This window comes from Streptomyces bottropensis ATCC 25435 (genome assembly GCF_000383595.1).
GTDB lineage: Bacteria > Actinomycetota > Actinomycetes > Streptomycetales > Streptomycetaceae > Streptomyces > Streptomyces bottropensis.
Genome location: NZ_KB911581.1, coordinates 2,135,209 through 2,154,422, shown reverse-complemented (window position 1 = coordinate 2,154,422; position 19,214 = coordinate 2,135,209). Strand labels below are relative to the sequence as shown.

The 19,214-nt window shown below is 70.2% G+C and carries 12 protein-coding genes; 2 read left to right on the top strand and 10 right to left on the bottom strand.

Going from position 1 to position 19,214, the window contains the following annotated elements:
* Positions 1–18: 18 nt before the first annotated feature.
* A complete protein-coding gene (locus STRBO_RS0109565; protein ID WP_005481445.1) occupies positions 19–783 on the top strand; it encodes an SDR family NAD(P)-dependent oxidoreductase in 765 nt (254 codons plus the stop codon).
* Here the strand turns inward: STRBO_RS0109565 and STRBO_RS44490 are convergent.
* The 10 genes from STRBO_RS44490 to STRBO_RS0109520 all read right to left on the bottom strand — a co-directional run bounded on the left by STRBO_RS44490 (position 731) and on the right by STRBO_RS0109520 (position 16,028).
* Positions 731–1,024 carry a hypothetical protein gene (locus STRBO_RS44490; RefSeq protein WP_078531513.1) on the bottom strand — a complete coding sequence of 98 codons (294 nt, stop codon included), beginning with the start codon at positions 1,022–1,024 and terminating at the stop codon, positions 731–733. The two genes, STRBO_RS0109565 and STRBO_RS44490, sit on opposite strands and share 53 nt — an antisense overlap.
* Positions 1,025–1,282: 258 nt before the next feature.
* Positions 1,283–1,753, bottom strand: a complete 471-nt coding sequence (locus STRBO_RS0109560; RefSeq protein WP_005481443.1) for a Dps family protein — start codon at positions 1,751–1,753, stop codon at positions 1,283–1,285.
* A gap of 278 nt (positions 1,754–2,031) precedes the next feature.
* Positions 2,032–2,409 carry a helix-turn-helix domain-containing protein gene (locus STRBO_RS0109555; protein WP_005481441.1) on the bottom strand — a complete coding sequence of 126 codons (378 nt, stop codon included), beginning with the start codon at positions 2,407–2,409 and terminating at the stop codon, positions 2,032–2,034.
* Positions 2,410–2,518: 109 nt separating this feature from the next.
* Complete coding sequence (locus STRBO_RS0109550) at positions 2,519–3,064, bottom strand: CinA family protein (RefSeq protein ID WP_005481439.1); 546 nt, start codon at positions 3,062–3,064, stop codon at positions 2,519–2,521.
* Positions 3,061–3,810 carry a CDP-diacylglycerol--glycerol-3-phosphate 3-phosphatidyltransferase gene (gene pgsA, locus STRBO_RS0109545; protein ID WP_020114112.1) on the bottom strand — a complete coding sequence of 250 codons (750 nt, stop codon included), beginning with the start codon at positions 3,808–3,810 and terminating at the stop codon, positions 3,061–3,063. The genes STRBO_RS0109550 and pgsA overlap by 4 nt, the downstream gene beginning before the upstream one ends.
* Positions 3,807–5,288: a 30S ribosomal protein S12 methylthiotransferase RimO gene (rimO, locus tag STRBO_RS0109540; RefSeq protein ID WP_005481432.1), complete on the bottom strand. Its 1,482-nt coding sequence runs from the start codon at positions 5,286–5,288 to the stop codon at positions 3,807–3,809. The genes pgsA and rimO overlap by 4 nt, the downstream gene beginning before the upstream one ends.
* 123 nt (positions 5,289–5,411) lie before the next feature.
* Positions 5,412–6,278, bottom strand: a complete 867-nt coding sequence (locus STRBO_RS0109535; protein ID WP_005481430.1) for a helix-turn-helix domain-containing protein — start codon at positions 6,276–6,278, stop codon at positions 5,412–5,414.
* 323 nt (positions 6,279–6,601) lie between these two features.
* Positions 6,602–9,349 (bottom strand): FtsK/SpoIIIE family DNA translocase, encoded by a 2,748-nt coding sequence (locus STRBO_RS0109530; protein ID WP_202499241.1) that lies wholly within the window; start codon positions 9,347–9,349, stop codon positions 6,602–6,604.
* Between the two features lie 208 nt (positions 9,350–9,557).
* Positions 9,558–10,241, bottom strand: coding sequence for a response regulator (locus STRBO_RS0109525; RefSeq protein ID WP_005481428.1), 684 nt, complete (start codon positions 10,239–10,241; stop codon positions 9,558–9,560).
* A 297-nt stretch (positions 10,242–10,538) separates the two neighbouring features.
* A complete protein-coding gene (locus STRBO_RS0109520) occupies positions 10,539–16,028 on the bottom strand; it encodes a HAMP domain-containing protein (protein ID WP_086016340.1) in 5,490 nt (1,829 codons plus the stop codon).
* 410 nt (positions 16,029–16,438) lie between these two features.
* On the opposite strand from STRBO_RS0109520, the gene STRBO_RS0109515 reads away from it, so the two are divergent.
* Positions 16,439–19,183, top strand: coding sequence for a SpoIIE family protein phosphatase (locus STRBO_RS0109515; RefSeq protein ID WP_005481424.1), 2,745 nt, complete (start codon positions 16,439–16,441; stop codon positions 19,181–19,183).
* The last annotated feature ends 31 nt before the right edge of the window (positions 19,184–19,214 follow it).

Below are 19,214 nucleotides of genomic sequence, written 5' to 3'. Positions count from 1 at the left end.
CGCTCGTACCGTCGAGTCATGTCCATCCCGGCGTACGACCTCACCGGCCGCACCGCGTTCGTCACCGGCGCCGGCAGTGGCATCGGCCGCGCGTCGGCCGTGCTGCTCGCCGAGGCGGGCGCGACGGTGCACTGTGCGGACCGCGACGCACAGGGCCTGCACGAGACGGCGACCCTCATCAAAGCCAGGAACGCCACCGCCCACACCCACCACCTCGACGTCACCGACCGCGCCCAGCTCACCCGGGCCGTCGCCGCCTGCGAGCGGCTCCATGTGATGGCGGCGATCGCCGGGATCATGCACAGCAGCCCGGTTCTGGAGACCCGGGACGAGGACCTGGAACGGGTGTGGAGCGTCAACTTCAAGGGGGTTCTCCACGCCTGCCAGGCGGCGGCCCGCCGGATGATCGACGACGGGACGCGGGGCAGCATCGTCACCATGGCCTCCGGCGCCGTCGACACCGGCGGTCCGGGGCTGCTCTGCTACGGCGTGACCAAGGCGGCGGTGGTCCAGTTGACGAAGACCCTGGCGACCGAGGTCGGCGCCCACGGCATCCGCGTCAACGCGGTGGCCCCGGGCTGGATCCGTACGCCCATGACCGATCGCCACGACGGCGAGGCACAGGCACGGACGGAGTCCTTCATGGCCCGGCTGTCGCCGCTGAGCCGGGTCGGCGAGCCCGACGACATCGCGCACGCCGTCCTGCACCTCGCCTCCGACGCCTCGGCGTTCACGACGGGTCAGATCCTCCGCCCGAACGGCGGGGTGGCCATGCCCTGGTGACCGCGGCCCCCACCGCGCCCTCCAGAACCGGACCACCCCCCGCGCCCCCTGACGCGCCCCCCGGCCGCCCCGGTGCCCGTCCCTTCGGTACGCAGTGCACAGGAAGGAGGCTCAGCCCCCACCCCCCGGCCGCGACGGCCCCCTCCACCGCGCCGGCGTCCGGCACCAGCGCGAGCCGCAGCACGCCCCACCACCACAGCGCACCGAGCCCCAGAGCCGCCCCCCAGCGAACTATCCGCATGGCCGCCACCTCCAAGGCCTCCGGGCCCCCAGAACGACGCTAGACGGCCCTCGTCACGGGCGGAGAGGGCGCACCACCGGCACAAGGACGCACGCCCCTCTCACGAGGACCGCGCCCGCGGGGCACACGATGCGCCCCGCAGCCACTCACCGCCGTTTTCACGCCCCCACCGCACGCACCGGCCCCGGGGCGCACGACCCACCGAGGCGGGAGCGCACGGAAGCCCGGCGCCGGCTCGCGACGCCGGACGACGTCGCGCTATCCGTTCTCCGCCTGGAACATCCAGTGATGCTTCTCCAGATCCGCGGTGATCTGGATGAAGATGTCCTGGCTCACCGGATCCGCCTCCGCCGTGCTCCCCACCCGCGTCCGCATCCGGGTGATCACCGAGCCGAGCGCGTCGACCAGGGCCCCCACCGCGTCCGCGTCCTTGACCCAGCCGTCCGGGACCGGGGCGATCCCGCTGCTCCCGGCCACCGTCCGGGCCCGCCCGTCCGGTGGGACACCGAGGGTGGAGGCGCGTTCGGCGACCGTGTCGGAGTGCAGCCGGGCGGTGTCCACGACCTCGTCGAGCTGGAGATGGACCGATCGGAACCGCGGCCCGACCACGTTCCAGTGGATCTGCTTGGCCACGAGCGAGAGGTCGACGAGATCGACGAGGGCACCCTGCAGCGCCTCGGAGACGGTCCTGAGATCGGCATCGGACAGCGGGCTCTTCACCACGTACATCAGCGCAGCTCCGGATTCTTGAGACGACCGTACGACCCCGTGCGCCCGCACAGACGATCGAATGGCGCGCAGGTCCCCCGTTACGCCCCTCCACCATGACCGCACACCACCACCCCGGCAAACGGGGGGCGGCCCAGGACCCCGGCCCCACGACGGGCGCAACGCGAAAGCCCCGGCCGGCGCCCCCAGGTCTCCCTGGAGACCCCGCCCGGGGCTCCCGTCTCGCTGCTACTTCTTCACCGGCACGCGCCGAACCTCACGCACACCGTCGCGGCAGGTCACGCCGCGACGACGTCCACCGCTTCGGCGGGTGCCTTGATCGTGACCCGTTCCGGCGGCACACCGGCCACCGAGACGGAGTTGAGCATCGGTCGACGCACTGGTGCTGGCACCGGCTCGGTGGCCGCTGCGGACTGGGCCAGCTCGGCGAGGGCGAGCTCGTCGCTCACTTCCCTCATGAGCTCGGACATCCGTACGTCCAACGCGTCGCAAATGGCGGAGAGCAGCTCGGAGGAAGCCTCCTTCTGCCCCCGCTCCACCTCGGAGAGATAGCCGAGTGAGACTCGGGCGGACGAGGAGACTTCGCGCAGAGTACGGCCCTGGCGCTGGCGCTGCCGACGCAGCACGTCACCCAGCAGGCGACGGAGCAGAATCATCGGTGGCTCCCTCCTCGGACCGCGTAGCCGCATCCTTCACGCCCCACCGTACCGCCTTGCGCTGCGGCCGTGCGGGGAGCGCTGTTGTGTTCACTCAGGGCTGCAAACATCAGGTCCCCCCGTTCTGTTCCGTATCCTGTGCCCGCTCATTTCCGGTCTGTTCGCCCGCAAGCTCCTCGAGAAGCAGTGCGAGTACGCTCCGTACACTCTCCATACGGATTTCCGCCCGGCCGCCGTTCAACCGCAACGACGACACTTTCCCGCCACCTGATACGCCGGAATCGGCTGCGGACGGCGCGGCGACGGCCACGTAGACCGTGCCGACGGGTTGGCCGTCCTGGGGTTCGGGACCCGCGACTCCGGTGGTCGAAATTCCCCAGTCGGCGCCGAGCGCCTTGCGGACACCCTCCGCCATCTGGGCCGCGACCTGCGGATCCACCGCCCCGCGCTGCTCCAGCAGGGCGGGGTCGACATCGAGCAACTGGTGCTTCAGCTGCGTGGCGTAGGCGGTGACGGAGCCCCGGAACGCCTGGGAGGAGCCGGGGGCCGCGGTGAGAGCGGCCGCGACCAGGCCGCCGGTCAGCGACTCGGCGACGGCGAGCGTCTCACCCCTCACTGTCAGTAGTCGCAGCACTTCGGCGGCCGTGGAGGTCAATGCTCCGCTCCCTCCGCTGCGGCTTCGCGCTCGGCGGTTCCGCGTCGGCGCAGCACAATGGCCTGTCTCACATAGTCGATTCCGGTGACCACGGTCAGAATGACCGCCGCGGCCATCACCCACCACCTCAGAGTGGCCAGCCACCCCTCCAGCGCCAGGACGTACATGCCGACGGCGATGCCCTGGATCAGGGTCTTCAGCTTGCCGCCGCGGCTCGCGGGGATGACTCCGTAGCGGATGACGACGAAACGCAGGAGTGTGATCCCGAGCTCTCTGCCGAGGATGACTCCCGTCACCCACCACGGCAGATCGCCGAGGTAGGACAGACAGATCAGCGCGGCTCCCATGATCGCCTTGTCGGCGATGGGGTCGGCGATCTTCCCGAAGTCGGTGACGAGGTCGTAGGCCCGGGCCAGGTGGCCGTCGAAGACGTCGGTGATCATGGCGACGGCGAAGGCGGCCCATGCCCAGGCACGCCACACCGGGTCGTACCCGCCGTCCATGAGCATCAGCACGACGAAGCCCGGCACGAGGACCAGGCGGACCATGGTCAGGATGTTCGCGATGTTCCAGAGGCTGGCCTGGTCGACGGCGGCAGCTCCCAGCTTCCCGCCACGCACGGCCCGTGCCTCCCCGGCAGCGCTCGGGGCGCCGGCAGAGCTCGGGGCGTCGGGAACGCCCGGGGCGCTCGTCGCGCCCTTGGCGCCGGAGGTGCCGCCCGCCGCGGATGCCGGGACTCCCGTCATCTGGCCGCCTCCTCAGTACACGCGAGGGAGTCGTGCGAGCCCGGAAGCGCCTCGGCCACCAAATCGACGCCTTCCGTGCCGACCACCTTCGCCTCGACCATAAGGCCGACGCTCAGCTCCTCGCCGCTCGTGAACAGCACCTGGCCGTCGGTCTCGGGTGCCTGGTGGGCGGCCCGGCCGTAGGCGCCCTCGTCTCCGTCGACCGACTCGACCAGCACGCGGACGGTCTGCCCGACGCGCTCTTCGGCACGCTGCGAGACCAGCTCCTCGGCCAGCCGCGAGATGTGCGCCAGCCGCTCGGCGACCACGTCCTCGGCCAGCTTGCCGTCGTACGTCGCCGCCTCGGTGCCCTCCTCGTCGGAGTACCCGAAGACGCCGATCGCATCCAGTCTCGCGCCGTTCAGGAAGCGCTCCAGCTCCGCGAGGTCGGCCTCGCTCTCGCCGGGGAAGCCGACGATGAAGTTGGAGCGCACGCCGGCTTCGGGTGCCTTGCCGCGGATGGTGTCGAGCAGTTCCAGGAAGCGGTCGGTGTCGCCGAAGCGGCGCATGGAGCGCAGCACGGCCGGGGCGGAGTGCTGGAAGGAGAGGTCGAAGTAGGGCACGACCTTGGGCGTGGAGGTGAGCACGTCGATGAGGCCGGGCCGCATCTCGGCGGGCTGGAGGTAGCTGACCCGCACCCGCTCGATGCCGTCGACCTCGGCCAGCTCGGGCAGCAGGGACTCCAGCAGCCGGATGTCGCCCAGGTCCTTGCCGTAGGAGGTGTTGTTCTCGGAGACGAGCATGACCTCCTTGACGCCCTGCTCGGCCAGCCAGCGGGTCTCGTTCAGCACGTCCGAGGGGCGGCGGGAGATGAAGGAGCCGCGGAAGGAGGGGATGGCGCAGAAGGAGCAGCGGCGGTCGCAGCCGGAGGCGAGCTTCACGGAGGCGACGGGCGAGCCGTCCAGGCGGCGACGCAGCGGCGAACGCGGCCCGGAAGCCGGAGCGAGGCCTTCCGGAAGATCGGCGGGGGCGTGCCCCGGCAGCGCGACGCCGGCGGCCGAATCCTGGCGCTGGGCCGGGCTGATCGGCAGCAGCTTGCGGCGGTCGCGCGGGGTGTGCGAGGCGTGGATGCCGCCGTTCAGGATGGTCTGGAGGCGGTCGGAGATGTCCGCGTAGTCGTCGAAGCCGAGCACGCCGTCGGCCTCGGGCAGCGCTTCGGCCAGCTCCTTGCCGTACCGCTCGGCCATGCAGCCCACGGCCACGACGGCCTGGGTTCTGCCGTGTCCCTTGAGGTCGTTGGCCTCCAGGAGCGCGTCGACGGAGTCCTTCTTGGCGGCCTCGACGAAGCCACAGGTGTTGACGACCGCGACGTCCGCTTCCTCGGCGTCCTCGACGAGCTCCCAGCCGTCCGCCTCCAAGCGGCCTGCGAGCTCCTCCGAGTCCACCTCGTTACGGGCGCAGCCAAGAGTGACGAGTGCGACGGTACGGCGTTCAGGCATGGGCTCAAGACTACTTCGTCCCAGTGACAGCCCACGTCGACGGGGTTGGCCGATCTTGGCCAACCCCGTCTCTCACGTTTCCTTCGCATCGTCCGTGGTCCGTCGCCCGGCCCTACCGGGGGCTCAGCCGACCTCGGGGTCGCCCTTCGTGTAGGTCAGCCGTTCGACCTGGCCCGGCTGGAAGTCGTCCTCGATCTTCTTGCCGTTGACGTAGAGCTGGACGGCCCCGGCGTCACCGAGGACGAGGTCGATCTTGGAGCCGTCCTGGAAGGTCTTGGACTCGCCCTGCTTGAGAAGGCCGTCCCACAGGAGCCGGCCGTTGTGGTCCTTGGCGGAGATCCAGCTGCGCCCGTCGGAGGCACTGACCCGCACGGTCACCTTGTCGCGGGGCGCTGCCGCGATGGCGCTGTCGGTCGGGTCGGGCTTGGGGTCGGCGTCGGGCTTGTCGGTCCTGGGCTTGGACGGGGCGGGCTTGCTGGTCGTGGGCGTGGAGCCCTCGGCGACCTGTGTGCCGGAGCCGTCGTCGTCCCCGCCGTCGAACGCGGTGAAGCCGACGAAGGCGATCACCGCGACGATCGCGGCGACCATGGCGGCGGTCCAGTTGGGGCCGCGCCGCTCGGGCCGGATCCGTTCCGCCTCGAACAGCGGGGCCGCGGGCGTCGGCGCGGGCCGCCCGCCGTGGGCCTCGTCGTACTGCTCCATCAGCGGGGCGGGGTCGATGCGCACCGCGCGCGCGAGGTTGCGGATGTGACCGCGCGCGTAGACATCGCCACCGCAGGGGGAGAAGTCGTCGTGCTCGATCGCGTGCACGATGGCGATGCGGACCCGGGTGGCGTTGCTGACGTCGTCGACGGTCAGCCCGGCCGCGATGCGTGCCTGCTGGAGGGCACGACCGATCGAGGGGCGTTCCGCCGAGCGTTCGTCACTGTCGTCTTCGAACGGACGCTCGTCTTCGGGGAAGTTGCCGTCAGGGGAGTTGCCGATGGACACGGGGGCGCCTTTCGAGCGTGTAGCCACCTGTGCTGGAAGTTCAGTCTAGGGGGGGTACGAAAGGGTGGGGCAACCGGGCGGTGGGACTTTGTACGCCATCAGAATGGCCGGTCATCCTGCTGGTGGTGAGGGTGGGGCACAGATCTGTCGCCTCGTCCAACTTGACGTACGCCGAAGGGAAACGGTTGCTCACCCTTTCCTTACGGATCAGTCACGTTCGCCTACCCGGATGCCGTAATCGCATCCGTGTTCCGCCCGCCCGGCAATCGGTGATCCCCGCCGTGCGCCCCAGCCGCGCCCCTCCGCGATCCCGTCTACGGTCCCTACGCCCCAGTCTCCCCCCGGATCACGGCCAGCACGCCGTCCAGCTCGTCGGGCTTCACCAGAACGTCACGTGCCTTGGAGCCCTCGCTCGGCCCCACGATGCCCCGGGACTCCATGAGGTCCATGAGCCGCCCGGCCTTGGCGAAGCCGACGCGCAGCTTGCGCTGGAGCATCGAGGTGGAGCCGAACTGCGTGGAGACGACCAGTTCGGCCGCCTGGCACAGCAGGTCCAGGTCGTCGCCGATCTCCTCGTCGATCTCCTTCTTCTGCTTGGTGCCCACGGTGACGTCGTCCCGGAAGACGGGCGCCATCTGGTCCTTGCAGTGCTGCACGATCGCCGCGACCTCGCCCTCGGTCACGAACGCGCCCTGCATACGGGTCGGCTTGTTCGCCCCCATCGGCAGGAACAGCCCGTCGCCCTTGCCGATCAGCTTCTCCGCGCCGGGCTGGTCGAGGATGACGCGCGAGTCGGCGAGCGAGGAGGTGGCGAAGGCGAGCCGCGAGGGCACGTTCGCCTTGATCAGACCCGTGACGACGTCCACGGACGGCCGCTGCGTGGCGAGCACCAGATGGATGCCGGCCGCACGCGCGAGCTGCGTGATCCGCACGATCGCGTCCTCGACGTCCCTGGGCGCCACCATCATCAGGTCGGCCAGCTCGTCCACGATGACCAGCAGGTACGGGTACGGCTGCAGCTCGCGCTCACTGCCCTCCGGCAGCTTGACCTTGCCGTTGCGGATGGCCTCGTTGAAGTCGTCGATGTGCCGGTAGCCGAACGCGGCCAGGTCGTCGTAGCGCAGGTCCATCTCGCGCACGACCCACTGCAGTGCCTCGGCGGCCCGCTTGGGGTTGGTGATGATCGGCGTGATGAGGTGCGGGATGCCCTCGTAGGCGGTCAGTTCGACGCGCTTGGGGTCGACGAGGACCATGCGGACGTCCTCGGGGGTCGCGCGGACCATGACCGAGGTGATCAGGCAGTTGATGCAGGACGATTTGCCGGAGCCGGTCGCACCCGCGACGAGCACGTGCGGCATCTTCGCCAGGTTGGCCATCACATAGCCGCCCTCGACGTCCTTGCCGAGCGCGACCAGCATCGGATGGTCGTCCTCGGCCGCGTCCGCGAGACGCAGGACGTCACCCAGGTTGACCATCTCGCGGTCGGTGTTGGGGATCTCGATGCCGACGGCCGACTTGCCGGGGATGGGGCTGATGATCCGTACGTCCGGGCTGGCGACGGCGTAGGCGATGTTCTTGGTGAGCGCGGTGATCCGCTCGACCTTCACCGCCGGGCCCAGCTCGACCTCGTACCGGGTGACCGTCGGTCCGCGGGTGAAGCCGGTGACGGAGGCGTCGACCTTGAACTCGGAGAACACGTTGGACAAGGAGGCCACTATGGCGTCGTTGGCCGCGCTGCGGGTCTTGCCGGGGCCGCCCCGCTCCAGGAGGTCCAGTGAGGGCAGGGAGTAGGTGATGTCGCCGGCGAGCTGGAGCTGCTCGGCGCGCGGCGGCAGCTCGCGGGGCTCGTCCGGGGCCTGCTTGGTCAGGTCCGGCACCAGGGAGTCCTGCCGGGCGCCCTTGGGCGGCCTGGCGGCCGGGGGGTCCTCCTTGGAGGCCTTGCTGCGCGCGGCCGGGACCGGAGTGGTCTCCTCCCGGTCGCCCACGCTCACGCCCTGGGTCAGGTCGGCGACCACCGGCGAGGGCGGCATGCCGTGCAGCACCGCCCCGTCGAGCGCGGCGGCGGCCGCCGCGGCGACGTCCACGGCGTCCATCGGGCGGTTCGGGTCGGGCTGGCGGACGGCGGAGCGCCGCGGGCGTCGCCGGGTGAGGGCCTCCTGCTCGGCGCCGTCGGGGTCGTACGGCTCGGGGGCGGAGCCGCGCCTGCGGGGGCGCGCGGGCAGCGCGTCGCGCCACTGCTCGTCGTAGCGGGCGTCGTCCTCGCCGTACTCGGCGACGTCGTCGTACTCGACGGCGTCGTCCGCGACGATGCCCAGCTTCTGCCCGAGCAGCCGCAGCCGCTGCGGAATCGCGTTGACCGGCGTCGCGGTGACGACGAGCAGACCGAAGACGGTGAGCAGCACGAGCATCGCCACGGCCAGGGCCTCGCCCATGGTGTACGTCAGCGGGGTGGCCGTGCCCCAGCCGATGAGTCCGCCGGCATCCCTTATCGCCTGCATCCCGGCGCTGCGCGCGGGCGAGCCGCACGCGAGGTGGACCTGGCCGAGGATGCCGATGACGAGCGCGGACAGGCCGATGACGATGCGTCCGTTGGCGTCGGGCTTCTCGGGGTGCCGGATGAACCTCACGGCAATGACCGCGAGCAGTATCGGCACGAGCAGGTCGAGCCGGCCGAAGGCGCCGGTCACGAGCATCTCGACGAGATCACCGACGGGGCCGCGCAGGTTGGACCAGGTGCCGGCGGCGACGATCAGGCTGAGGGCGAGCAGCAGGAGCGCGACACCGTCCTTGCGGTGCGCCGGGTCGAGACCCTTCGCGCCCTGCCCTATGCCACGGAAGACGGCGCCGACCGCGTGCGCGGCACCGAGCCAGACGGCGCGTACGAGTCTGTACACGCCTCCGGTGGGACTGGGCGCCGGCTTCGGAGGGGCCGTCTTCCTCGCCGCCGCCCGCTTGGCGGGTGCCTTCCTGGCGGCGGCTTTCTTCGCGGGGGCCTTCTTCGCCGGAGCCTTCGTCGGAGCGGCCGCCTTCTTCGCGGCCGGCTTCTTCGCTGCGGACTGACGTGAGGCCATGAGTGTGAGGTTACCGGTGGAGACCACAGCCGACACGTGTGCCTACTGCTTCACCCGTTCGTGTCGCGGACTCCGGGCCCGAAAGTGACGCACCCTGACAGGCCCTCACCCCGCACGACGACCGTACGCAAACGGGCGCGGACCGGGGCCACTTGGAGGACCCCGCCCGCGCCCGGGAACGCACCCGGGGACGTGCCCCGGGATGTGCTCAGTTCTGCGACGGCATCGGCGAGGGCCCGCCCGTGCCCGGCTCCAACGCGTCCAGCGCCCTGCGCAGACCCGTCAGTTTGCGTTCGAGATGCGCGGCGGTGGCGACCGCCGCCGCGTCCGCCGAGTCGTCGTCGAGCTGCTTGGACAGCGCCTCCGCCTGCTCCTCGACGGCCGCGAGCCGCGCGGACAGCTCGGCGAGAATGCCGCCGGCAGGCTCCTTCGAACCGCCCGCAGCGCCCTTGCCGCCACCCTCCAACTGCAGCCGCAGCAGCGCCGCCTGCTCCCTGAGCTGGCAGTTCTTCATGTACAGCTCGACGAACACCGAGACCTTGGCACGCAGCACCCAAGGGTCGAACGGCTTCGAGATGTAGTCGACCGCACCCGCCGCATACCCACGGAACGTGTGATGCGGTCCGTGGTTGATGGCGGTGAGGAAGATGATCGGGATGTCCCGGGTCCGTTCACGCCGCTTGATGTGCGCGGCCGTCTCGAAACCGTCCATTCCCGGCATCTGGACGTCCAGCAGGATGACCGCGAAGTCGTCCGTCAACAGCGCCTTGAGCGCTTCCTCCCCGGACGATGCCCGCACCAGTGTCTGATCGAGCGCGGAGAGGATGGCCTCCAGCGCCAACAGATTCTCCGGCCGGTCATCGACCAGGAGGATCTTGGCCTTCTGCACCATGGCCCGCCCTCCTCGCCCCGGCTTGGGGCCTCCCCTGTCCGCAGGACTCGGCGTGACACCGGTCGGTGCCACCCCAGGGGACGACTCCCTCGCGCCACCCGTCCTTGTGCCGGTCATCGTAGCCGCACCCCGCCCGTCGCCACACCCTGTCACCGTGATGTCACTGTGCTCGTAGCAGAAACGCGACAGGGGACCAGAAGGTTCCCCGAATCCCGCGTTTCTACACGGCCTCGGCCACACTCCGTCAGCAACTCCGCGCGCCCCTCCACGGGTTGTGACGACGAGCCGTACCTTCCGTCACCCACTCCGCATCCACTGCTCCATGACCTCCAGTAGATGATCCGGATCGACGGGCTTGGTCACATAGTCCGAGGCCCCCGAGTCGATCGCCTTCTCCCGGTCGCCCTTCATCGCCTTGGCCGTCAGCGCGATGATCGGCAGTCCGGCGAACTGGGGCATCCGGCGGATCGCCGTGGTCGTCGCGTACCCATCCATCTCGGGCATCATGATGTCCATCAGGACGACCGTCACGTCGTCGTGCTGTTCCAGGACCTCGATGCCCTCACGGCCGTTCTCGGCGTACAGCACCGACAGGCCGTGCTGCTCCAGGACGCTGGTGAGCGCGAAGACGTTGCGGATGTCGTCGTCGACGATGAGCACCTTCTCCCCGTCGAAGCTGATCGTCCGGCGCGACGGGACCGCCGCCTCCTGCGCGGCCAGCTGCGTCCAGTCCTCCTGCGGCTGCCCGTTGTCCTGCCGGAGCAGGTCGGAGGCGGAGCCGGCCGACACGGGCCTGCGGCGCCTGCGGAAGAGTGCCGCGGCCCCGTTCTGGGTCTCGCGGTACGACTTCACCTCGGCCGGTGTCTCGGTGTGCTCGGGCTCGGAGGCCAGCAGCTCCCCCGCCTCCAGCGAGTCGGGGGCACTGTTCGCGTAGCCCTGCGGGGGCAGTTCGCTCGGGTGCAGCGGCAAATACAGGGTGAAGGTGGAACCGCGTCCGGGCTCGCTCTGCGCATGGATCTCGCCGCCCAGCAGCCGGGCGATCTCGCGTGAGATGGACAGCCCCAGGCCCGTACCGCCGTACTTGCGGCTCGTGGTGCCGTCCGCCTGCTTGAACGCCTCGAAGATGACCCGCATCTTGCCGGCCGCGATTCCGATGCCGGTGTCCGTCACCGAGAACGCGATCATGTCGGCGTCCGCGTCCCGCAGCGAGCCCGCCTCCAGCAGCTGCTCCTTGATGGCCACCGGCACATCCGCCCCGGCCGGCCGGATGACCAGCTCCACAGCCCCCGAGTCGGTGAACTTCACCGCGTTGGACAGCAGGTTCCGCAGCACCTGCAACAGGCGCTGCTCGTCCGTGTGCAGCGTGGCGGGCAGCTCCGGCGAGACCCGCACCGAGAAGTCCAGGCCCTTCTCCGCGGTCAGCGGCCGGAAGGTGGCCTCCACGTAGTCGACGAGCTGGACGAGGGCGATACGGGTCGGCGAGACGTCCATCTTGCCCGCCTCGACCTTCGACAGGTCCAGGATGTCGTTGATCAGCTGGAGCAGGTCCGAGCCCGCCCCGTGGATGGTCTCGGCGAACTCGACCTGCTTGGGCGTCAGGTTCGACTCGGCGTTGTCGGCGAGCAGCTTGGCGAGGATCAGCAGCGAGTTGAGCGGGGTGCGCAGCTCGTGCGACATGTTCGCCAGGAACTCGCTCTTGTAACGCATCGAGACCGCGAGCTGCTCGGCGCGCTCCTCCAGAACCTGCCGCGCCTCCTCGATCTCGGTGTTCTTCACCTCGATGTCGCGGTTCTGCCGGGCCAGCAGCTCGGCCTTCTCCTCCAGCTCGGCGTTGGACGCCTGGAGGGCCTCCTGCCGGTTCTCCAACTCGTCGGAGCGCTCACGCAGTTGCTCGGTCAGCTCCTGCGACTGCTTCAGCAGCACCTCGGTCTTGGTGTTGACGGAGATCGTGTTGACGCTGGTCGCGATCATCTCCGCGATCTGGTTCAGGAAGTCTTTCTGGATCTGCGTGAACGGCGTGAAGGACGCCAGCTCGATCACACCGAGCACGGTCCCCTCGAAGAGCACCGGCAGCACGATCACCTGCGCCGGAGGCGCCTCGCCGAGCCCGGAGGAGATCTTCAGATAACCGCTCGGCGCGTTCTCCACCAGGATCGTGCGCTTCTCCTTCGCCGCCGTCCCCACCAGTGCCTCACCCGGCCGGAAGGACGCCGGCATGGACCCCATGGAGTAGCCGTACGAGCCCAGCATGCGCAGCTCGTACTGGTCGTCGTTGTCGGGGGCCAGGTCCTTGCCGTCGAGGAACGGCAGCGCGAGGAAGAAGGCGCCGTGCTGCGCGGACACCACCGGCGTCAGCTCGCTCATGATCAGCGAGGCCACGTCGGCCAGGTCCCGGCGGCCCTGCATCAGGGCGGAGATCCGGGCGAGGTTGCCCTTGAGCCAGTCCTGCTCCTGGTTGGCGATCGTCGTGTCGCGCAGGTTGGCGATCATCTTGTTGATGTAGTCCTGCAGCTCCTTGATCTCGCCGGACGCGTCGACGTCGATCTTGAGGTTCAGGTCGCCCCGGGTCACCGCGGTGGCCACGCGCGCGATGGCGCGCACCTGCCGGGTCAGGTTCCCGGCCATCTCGTTCACCGACTCGGTGAGGTCCCGCCAGGTGCCGTCGACGTCCCGCACGCGCGCGAGGCCGCCCAGCTGGCCCTCGGTGCCCACCTCGCGGGCCACGCGGGTGACCTCCTCGGCGAAGGACGACAGCTGGTCGACCATCGTGTTGATGGTGGTCTTCAGCTCCAGGATCTCGCCGCGCGCGTCGATGTCGATCTTCTTGGTCAGATCGCCCTTGGCGATGGCGGTCGTCACCATGGCGATGTTGCGGACCTGGCCGGTCAGGTTGGACGCCATCGAGTTCACGGACTCGGTGAGGTCCTTCCACGTGCCCGCCACACCCGGTACGTGCGCCTGGCCGCCCAGGATGCCGTCCGTGCCCACCTCGCGGGCCACCTTGGTGACCTGGTCGGCGAACGAACTGAGCGTCTTCACCATGCTGTTGAAGGTGTCGGCCAGCTCCGCGACCTCACCGGCCGCCTCGATCGTCACCGTACGGGTCAGGTCACCGTTGGCGACGGCGGCCGCGACCTGGGAGATGTTCCGCACCTGCATGGTGAGGTTCTTGGCCATCAGGTTCACATTGCCGCTGAGGTCCTTCCAGATGCCGGTGATGCCCGGCACATGCGCCTGGCCGCCCAGGATGCCCTCGGTGCCCACCTCGCGGGCGACCCGGGTCACCTGCTCGGCGAAGGACGACAGCTGGTCGACCATCGTGTTGACGGTGGTGACGAGTTCGAGGATCTCGCCCTTCGCGTCGACGGTGATCTTCTTCGACAGGTCGCCCTTCGCGACGGCGGTGGTGACCTCGGCGATCTGACGCACCTGGATCGTCAGGTTGTTCGCCATGAAGTTCACCGACTGCGTGAGGTCCTTCCAGGTGCCGGAGACACCCTGCACCTCGGCCTGACCGCCGAGCTGACCCTCCGTGCCCACCTCGCGGGCGACCCGGGTCACCTCCTCCGCGAACGACGACAGCTGGTCCACCATCGTGTTCAGCGTGTTCTTCAGCTCCAGGATCTCGCCGCGCGCGTCCACGGTGATCTTCTGGGACAGGTCACCGCGGGCCACCGCCGTGGCGACCTGAGCGATGTTGCGGACCTGGCCGGTCAGGTTGCCGGCCATGCCGTTCACGGACTCGGTGAGGTCACGCCACACACCGGCGACCCCGGGCACCTGCGCCTGACCGCCGAGCCGGCCCTCCGTGCCCACATCCCGGGCCACGCGGGTCACCTGGTCGGCGAAGGAGGAGAGCTGGTCGACCATCGTGTTGATGGTGTTCTTCAGCTCCAGGATCTCGCCGCGCGCGTCGACGTCGATCTTCTGGGACAGGTCGCCCCGCGCCACGGCCGTCGTCACCTGCGCGATGTTGCGCACCTGCGAGGTGAGGTTGCCGGCCATCGAGTTGACGGAGTCGGTGAGTTCCTTCCACGTCCCCGACACACCGTCCACCCGGGCCTGACCGCCGAGCCGGCCCTCCGTGCCCACATCCCGGGCCATCCGCGTCACCTGGTCGGCGAACGACGACAGCTGGTCCACCATCGTGTTCACGGTGTTCTTCAGTTCGAGCATCTCGCCCGCGACATCGACGGTGACCTTCTGCGAGAGGTCGCCGTTGGCCACGGCCGTCGTCACCGCCGCGATGTTCCTCACCTGTCCGGTGAGATTGCGGAACGCCGTGTTGACGGAGTCCGTCAGGTCCTTCCATGTACCGGCCGCGCCCGGCACCTGCGCCTGACCGCCCAGCCGGCCCTCGGCACCCACCTCGTTGGCCACCCGCGTGACCTCGTCACCGAAGGAGGAGAGCTGGTCGACCATCCCGTTGACGGTGTTCTTCAGCTCCAGCATCTCGCCGGCCACATCCACGGTGACCTTCTGCGAGAGATCGCCGTTGGCCACGGCCGTCGTCACCGCCGCGATGTCCCGTACCTGGATCGTGAGGTTCCGGAAGACCGTGTTCACCGAATCGGTGAGGTCCTTCCACGTCCCCGCCGCGCCCGGCACCTGCGCCTGACCGCCCAGCCGGCCCTCGGCACCCACCTCGTTCGCCACCCGCGTGACCTCGTCCGCGAAGATCCGCAGCGTCTCGGTCATCTGGTTGATGGTCTCGGCGAGCTTGGCGACCTCCCCGCGTGCGGGCACGGTCACCTTCTGCGACAGGTCACCGTTGGCGACGGCCGTGGTGACCTGCGCGATCCCACGCACCTGCGCGGTGAGATTGCCGGCCATGGTGTTCACCGAATCGGTGAGTTCCTTCCACACACCCGCCACACCCGGCACCTCGGCCTGCCCGCCGAGCTGACCGTCGGTGCCCACCTCACGGGCGACCCGGGTCACCTCGGAGGAGAAGGCCGAGAGCTGGTCGACCATCGTGTTGACGGTCTCCTTCAGCTCCAGCATCTCCCCGGCCACATGAACCGTGACCTTCCGGGACAAGTCACCCTTCGCGACCGCGGTCGTCACCAGTGCGATGTCCCTCACCTGTGCGGTGAGCCGGTGCGCCATGGTGTTGACGGACTCCGTCAGGTCCTTCCACGAACCGGACATGCCGCGCACCTTGGCCTGCCCGCCCAGCTTGCCCTCGGTGCCCACCTCGCTGGCCACCCGCGTGACCTCGTCGGTGAACGTCGACAACTGATCGACCAGGTTGTTGACCGTACGCCCGACCTTCAGGAACTCCCCGCGCAGCGGATGCCCGGTCCCGTCCGGCCCCTGCGACCGCAGTTCCATCCGCGGCGACAGATCACCTTCCGCGACGGCCGACAGCACCCGGCTCACCTCGGAGACAGGCCGTACGAGGTCGTCGACCAGCGCGTTCGACGCGTCGATCGCGGCCGCCCAGGACCCCTCGGTGGCCCCCGTCTCCAGCCGCTCGGTGAGCTTCCCCTCACGCCCCACCACACGCCGCACCCGCGACAACTCACCCGTCAGGTGCAGATTCCGGTCCGCCACCTCGTTGTACACGGCGGCGATCTCGGCCATCACACCGTCGCCCGACACCGTCAGCCGCTTGCGGAAATTGCCGTCCCGCATCGCTTCCAACGCCGTGAGCAGCCGGTTCAGGGCAGCGGTGTCCACAGTGGTGGTCCCATTGCGCGGTTTACGTGATGTGCGCTTGTCACTCAGGGACTGTCCGCCTTTCGCGCGCGCCTTAGTGCCTCGCGTCGCTGCGCCAGACTCCACTGTGTCCCTCCCGCAAGGGTCGACCGTTCGTTCCTGCTGGACGTACGTCACCGCATTCGAACGCTACGTACTGCTCACACTGTTCGTACCACTCGTACCGCTTCGTACTCGGATACTTCCGCCCGGCGGGCCCGATGCCGCTCTACGCCGCACCGGGAAGGTACTCGGACCCGTCCGGCCTTCTCCCGGAAGCCTGCCCAGTGTTTCACCATGGCTGAACCAGGCCATAACAGTTCGGCAGCTTCGCACACGGTCCGCACACCTCCGGGCGGAAACACAGACGACCGGCATCCGCATGGACGGCGAAGGTAAGTAACCTTGCATGCGGCTGTCCAGCCATGCCGGTCCCGTCCGGCCTGGGCGGTGGCGCACGAGCACGAGCGGGCAGGCATCGGAGGGGCGGCCTCACCATGACCACCGGACTGCATCCCGGGGAGACCCCCCAGGAACCCAGGCCGACGGAGAACCAGCCACTGCCACGGCAGGAGGCCGTCCCAGGACCCCCCCACATCGAGAACCGGACAAGGAGTGCCGTGATCACCGCGCGCGCGGCCGCCAGCTTCGCTGCCGTCTCACGATCCGTCGCGACCGCCCGCTCGTTCGTCCGCGACACCCTCCAGGGCTGGGGCTTCGCCGACATCGTCGACGACGCGGTGGTCCTCACCAGCGAACTCGTCACCAACGCGGTCGTCCACGCGGGCACCTCCGCCGACGTCCTGTGCCTGCGCGCCGACGACGGCGTACGCATCGAGGTCGCCGACAGATATCCCGAGCGTGAGATCCCTCTCCAGGGCAGCCACATCAACATGGGCAACCCGGACCGCGAGGGCGGCCGCGGCCTCCAGCTGTGCGCGGCGATGGCCACCCGCTGGGGCGTCGAGTACACCCCCACGCACAAGCAGGTCTGGTTCCAACTCGACCTGCCCGACCGCCCCGTGGGCACCCGCTCCGCCGGCCCGGCCCTCCCCGCCGAGCTGCTCCCGCTCGCCGACGGGCGGGTCCGCGTCGCGGTCGTCCAGATCGACCGCGCGGGCGCGATCGGCGCCTGGAACGAGGACGCCGAGGAACTCTTCGGTTACGCCCCCGACCACGTCATCGGCAAGCCCCTCACCGACCTCGCCGCCTGGCCGCACACCCCCGGCACCAGCACCGGCGTCGCCGAGGCCCTCCAACTCTCCCGCTGGGAGGGCAGTTACGGCATCCGCGCCGCCAACGGCCGGGTGACGCCCGTCTACGCCTCCCACCTCCGGGTCCGCGACACCGCGGGCGACCCCTCCACGGTCTGTCTCCTCGTCCGGGACCACGAGCGCGCCGTCCTGCAGACCCCGCTGCGCATGGCCGCGGGCGACGGATCCGGTTCCGGCGACGGCCAGGCCACGGACCCCTTCGAGGTCTTCATCGGGTCCCCCGCCCCGGACGACCTCGACGGCCTCCTCCAGCGCACGGTCGAGCGCGCCCGCGACATGCTCGACGGCGACTCCGCCTTCCTGCTCCTCGCGACCGACGACGAGACGGAACTGGAAGTCCGGGCCTCCACCGGTCTCCCGTCGGCCCGCCAGCGCTTCGCCCGCGTCCCCGTGGACGCCGGCCCCGGCCGCTACGGCTCCGCCCGGATGCCCGCCGTCCACGACGACCTCACGGCCGTCCCCGGCGCCGTCCCGCTCCTCAACGGCACGGGCATGCGCTCGGTCGTCACGGTCCCCCTCAAGGTCGAGGGCCGCCTCACGGGCTCCCTGGGCGTCGCCGCCGAGTCCCAGGGCCGCTACTCCAACGAGGAGGCCCTGCGCCTGCAGTTCGCCGCCGACCGCATCGCCCTGGCCGTCGAGTCGGCCCGGCTGGGCGAGCTGGAGCGCCTGCGCCGCGGCTCGCTGAGCTTCCTGGTCGAGGCCTCCGACCTCCTCGCGGGCACCCTGGACCGCGACCAGACCCTCGCCCTCATGGCCCAGATGACGATCCCGACCCTCGCCACCTGGTGCGCGGTCTACACGATCGCCGACCAGGCCTCGGACCCGTACCTTTCGTACGTCCTGCACGAGGACGAGGACCTCATCGACGGCCTCAAGGCCCTCCTCTCCAAGATCCGCCCGCCGGAGCCCATCCCGACCCCCGGCGCCCGCGTCTGGACGGCCCCCGCCGAGGCGGCCCACCAGGCGGCGCTGCGCACCTCCATGCGCAGCCTGGGCCTGGGCGAGCCCGCCACGGTCAGCTCGGGCATCGGCACGACGCTGGCGACGGCCTCGGCGGTGGGCGGCGAGACGGTCGTCCTGCCGCTCGTGGCCCGCAACCGCGTCATCGGCATGCTGACCCTCGGCAAGCCCACGGACGAGCACTTCCGCCAGGAGATCCTGGAGTTGGCCGAGGACCTCTCCCGCCGGGCGGCCCTGGCCCTGGACAACGCCCGCCTGTACTCGGAGCGCGTGGCCATCAGCCAGTCCCTCCAGCGCAGCCTCCTGCCGCCGGAACTCCCCCAGATCGACGGCGTCGAGGTGGAGGTCATCTACCGCGCGGCCGGCGAGGGCAACGAGGTCGGCGGCGACTTCTACGACCTCTTCCCCATCCGCGACGGCGCGTACGGCTTCGCCATCGGCGACGTCTGCGGCACCGGCCCGGAGGCCGCCGCCGTCACCGGCCTGGCCCGCCACGCCCTGCGCCTGCTGGCCCGCGAGGGCTACGCGGGCCCGGCGGTCCTGGAGCGCCTCAACTCCGCGATCATCGACGAGGGCGCCCGCAGCCGCTTCCTGACGCTCCTGTACGGCGAGCTGTGGCCCCAGGAGGACGGCAGCGCCCTCCTGAAGGTGGTCTGCGCCGGCCACCCGCTCCCGCTGCGCCTGCGCCAGGACGGCACGGTCGAGCCCGCCGCCGAGCCACAGGCCCTCCTCGGCGTCATGGAGGACCTGGAGCTGTACGAGCAGACGGTCACTCTCGACCCCGGCGACGTCCTCCTGTGTGTCACGGACGGCGTCACCGAACGCCGCGAAGGCACCCGCATGTTGGGCGACGACGGCCTCGCCGAGGTTCTCACCGCCTGCACGGGCCTTACGGCGGGCGCGGTCGCGGCCCGCGTCATGCGCGCGGTCGAACGCTTCGCCTCCGACGCCCCCTCCGACGACATGGCCATCCTGGCCATGCGCGTCCCGGGCCTCCAGACCGACTGACTCCGGACACGACAAAGGCCCCGCCCGATAG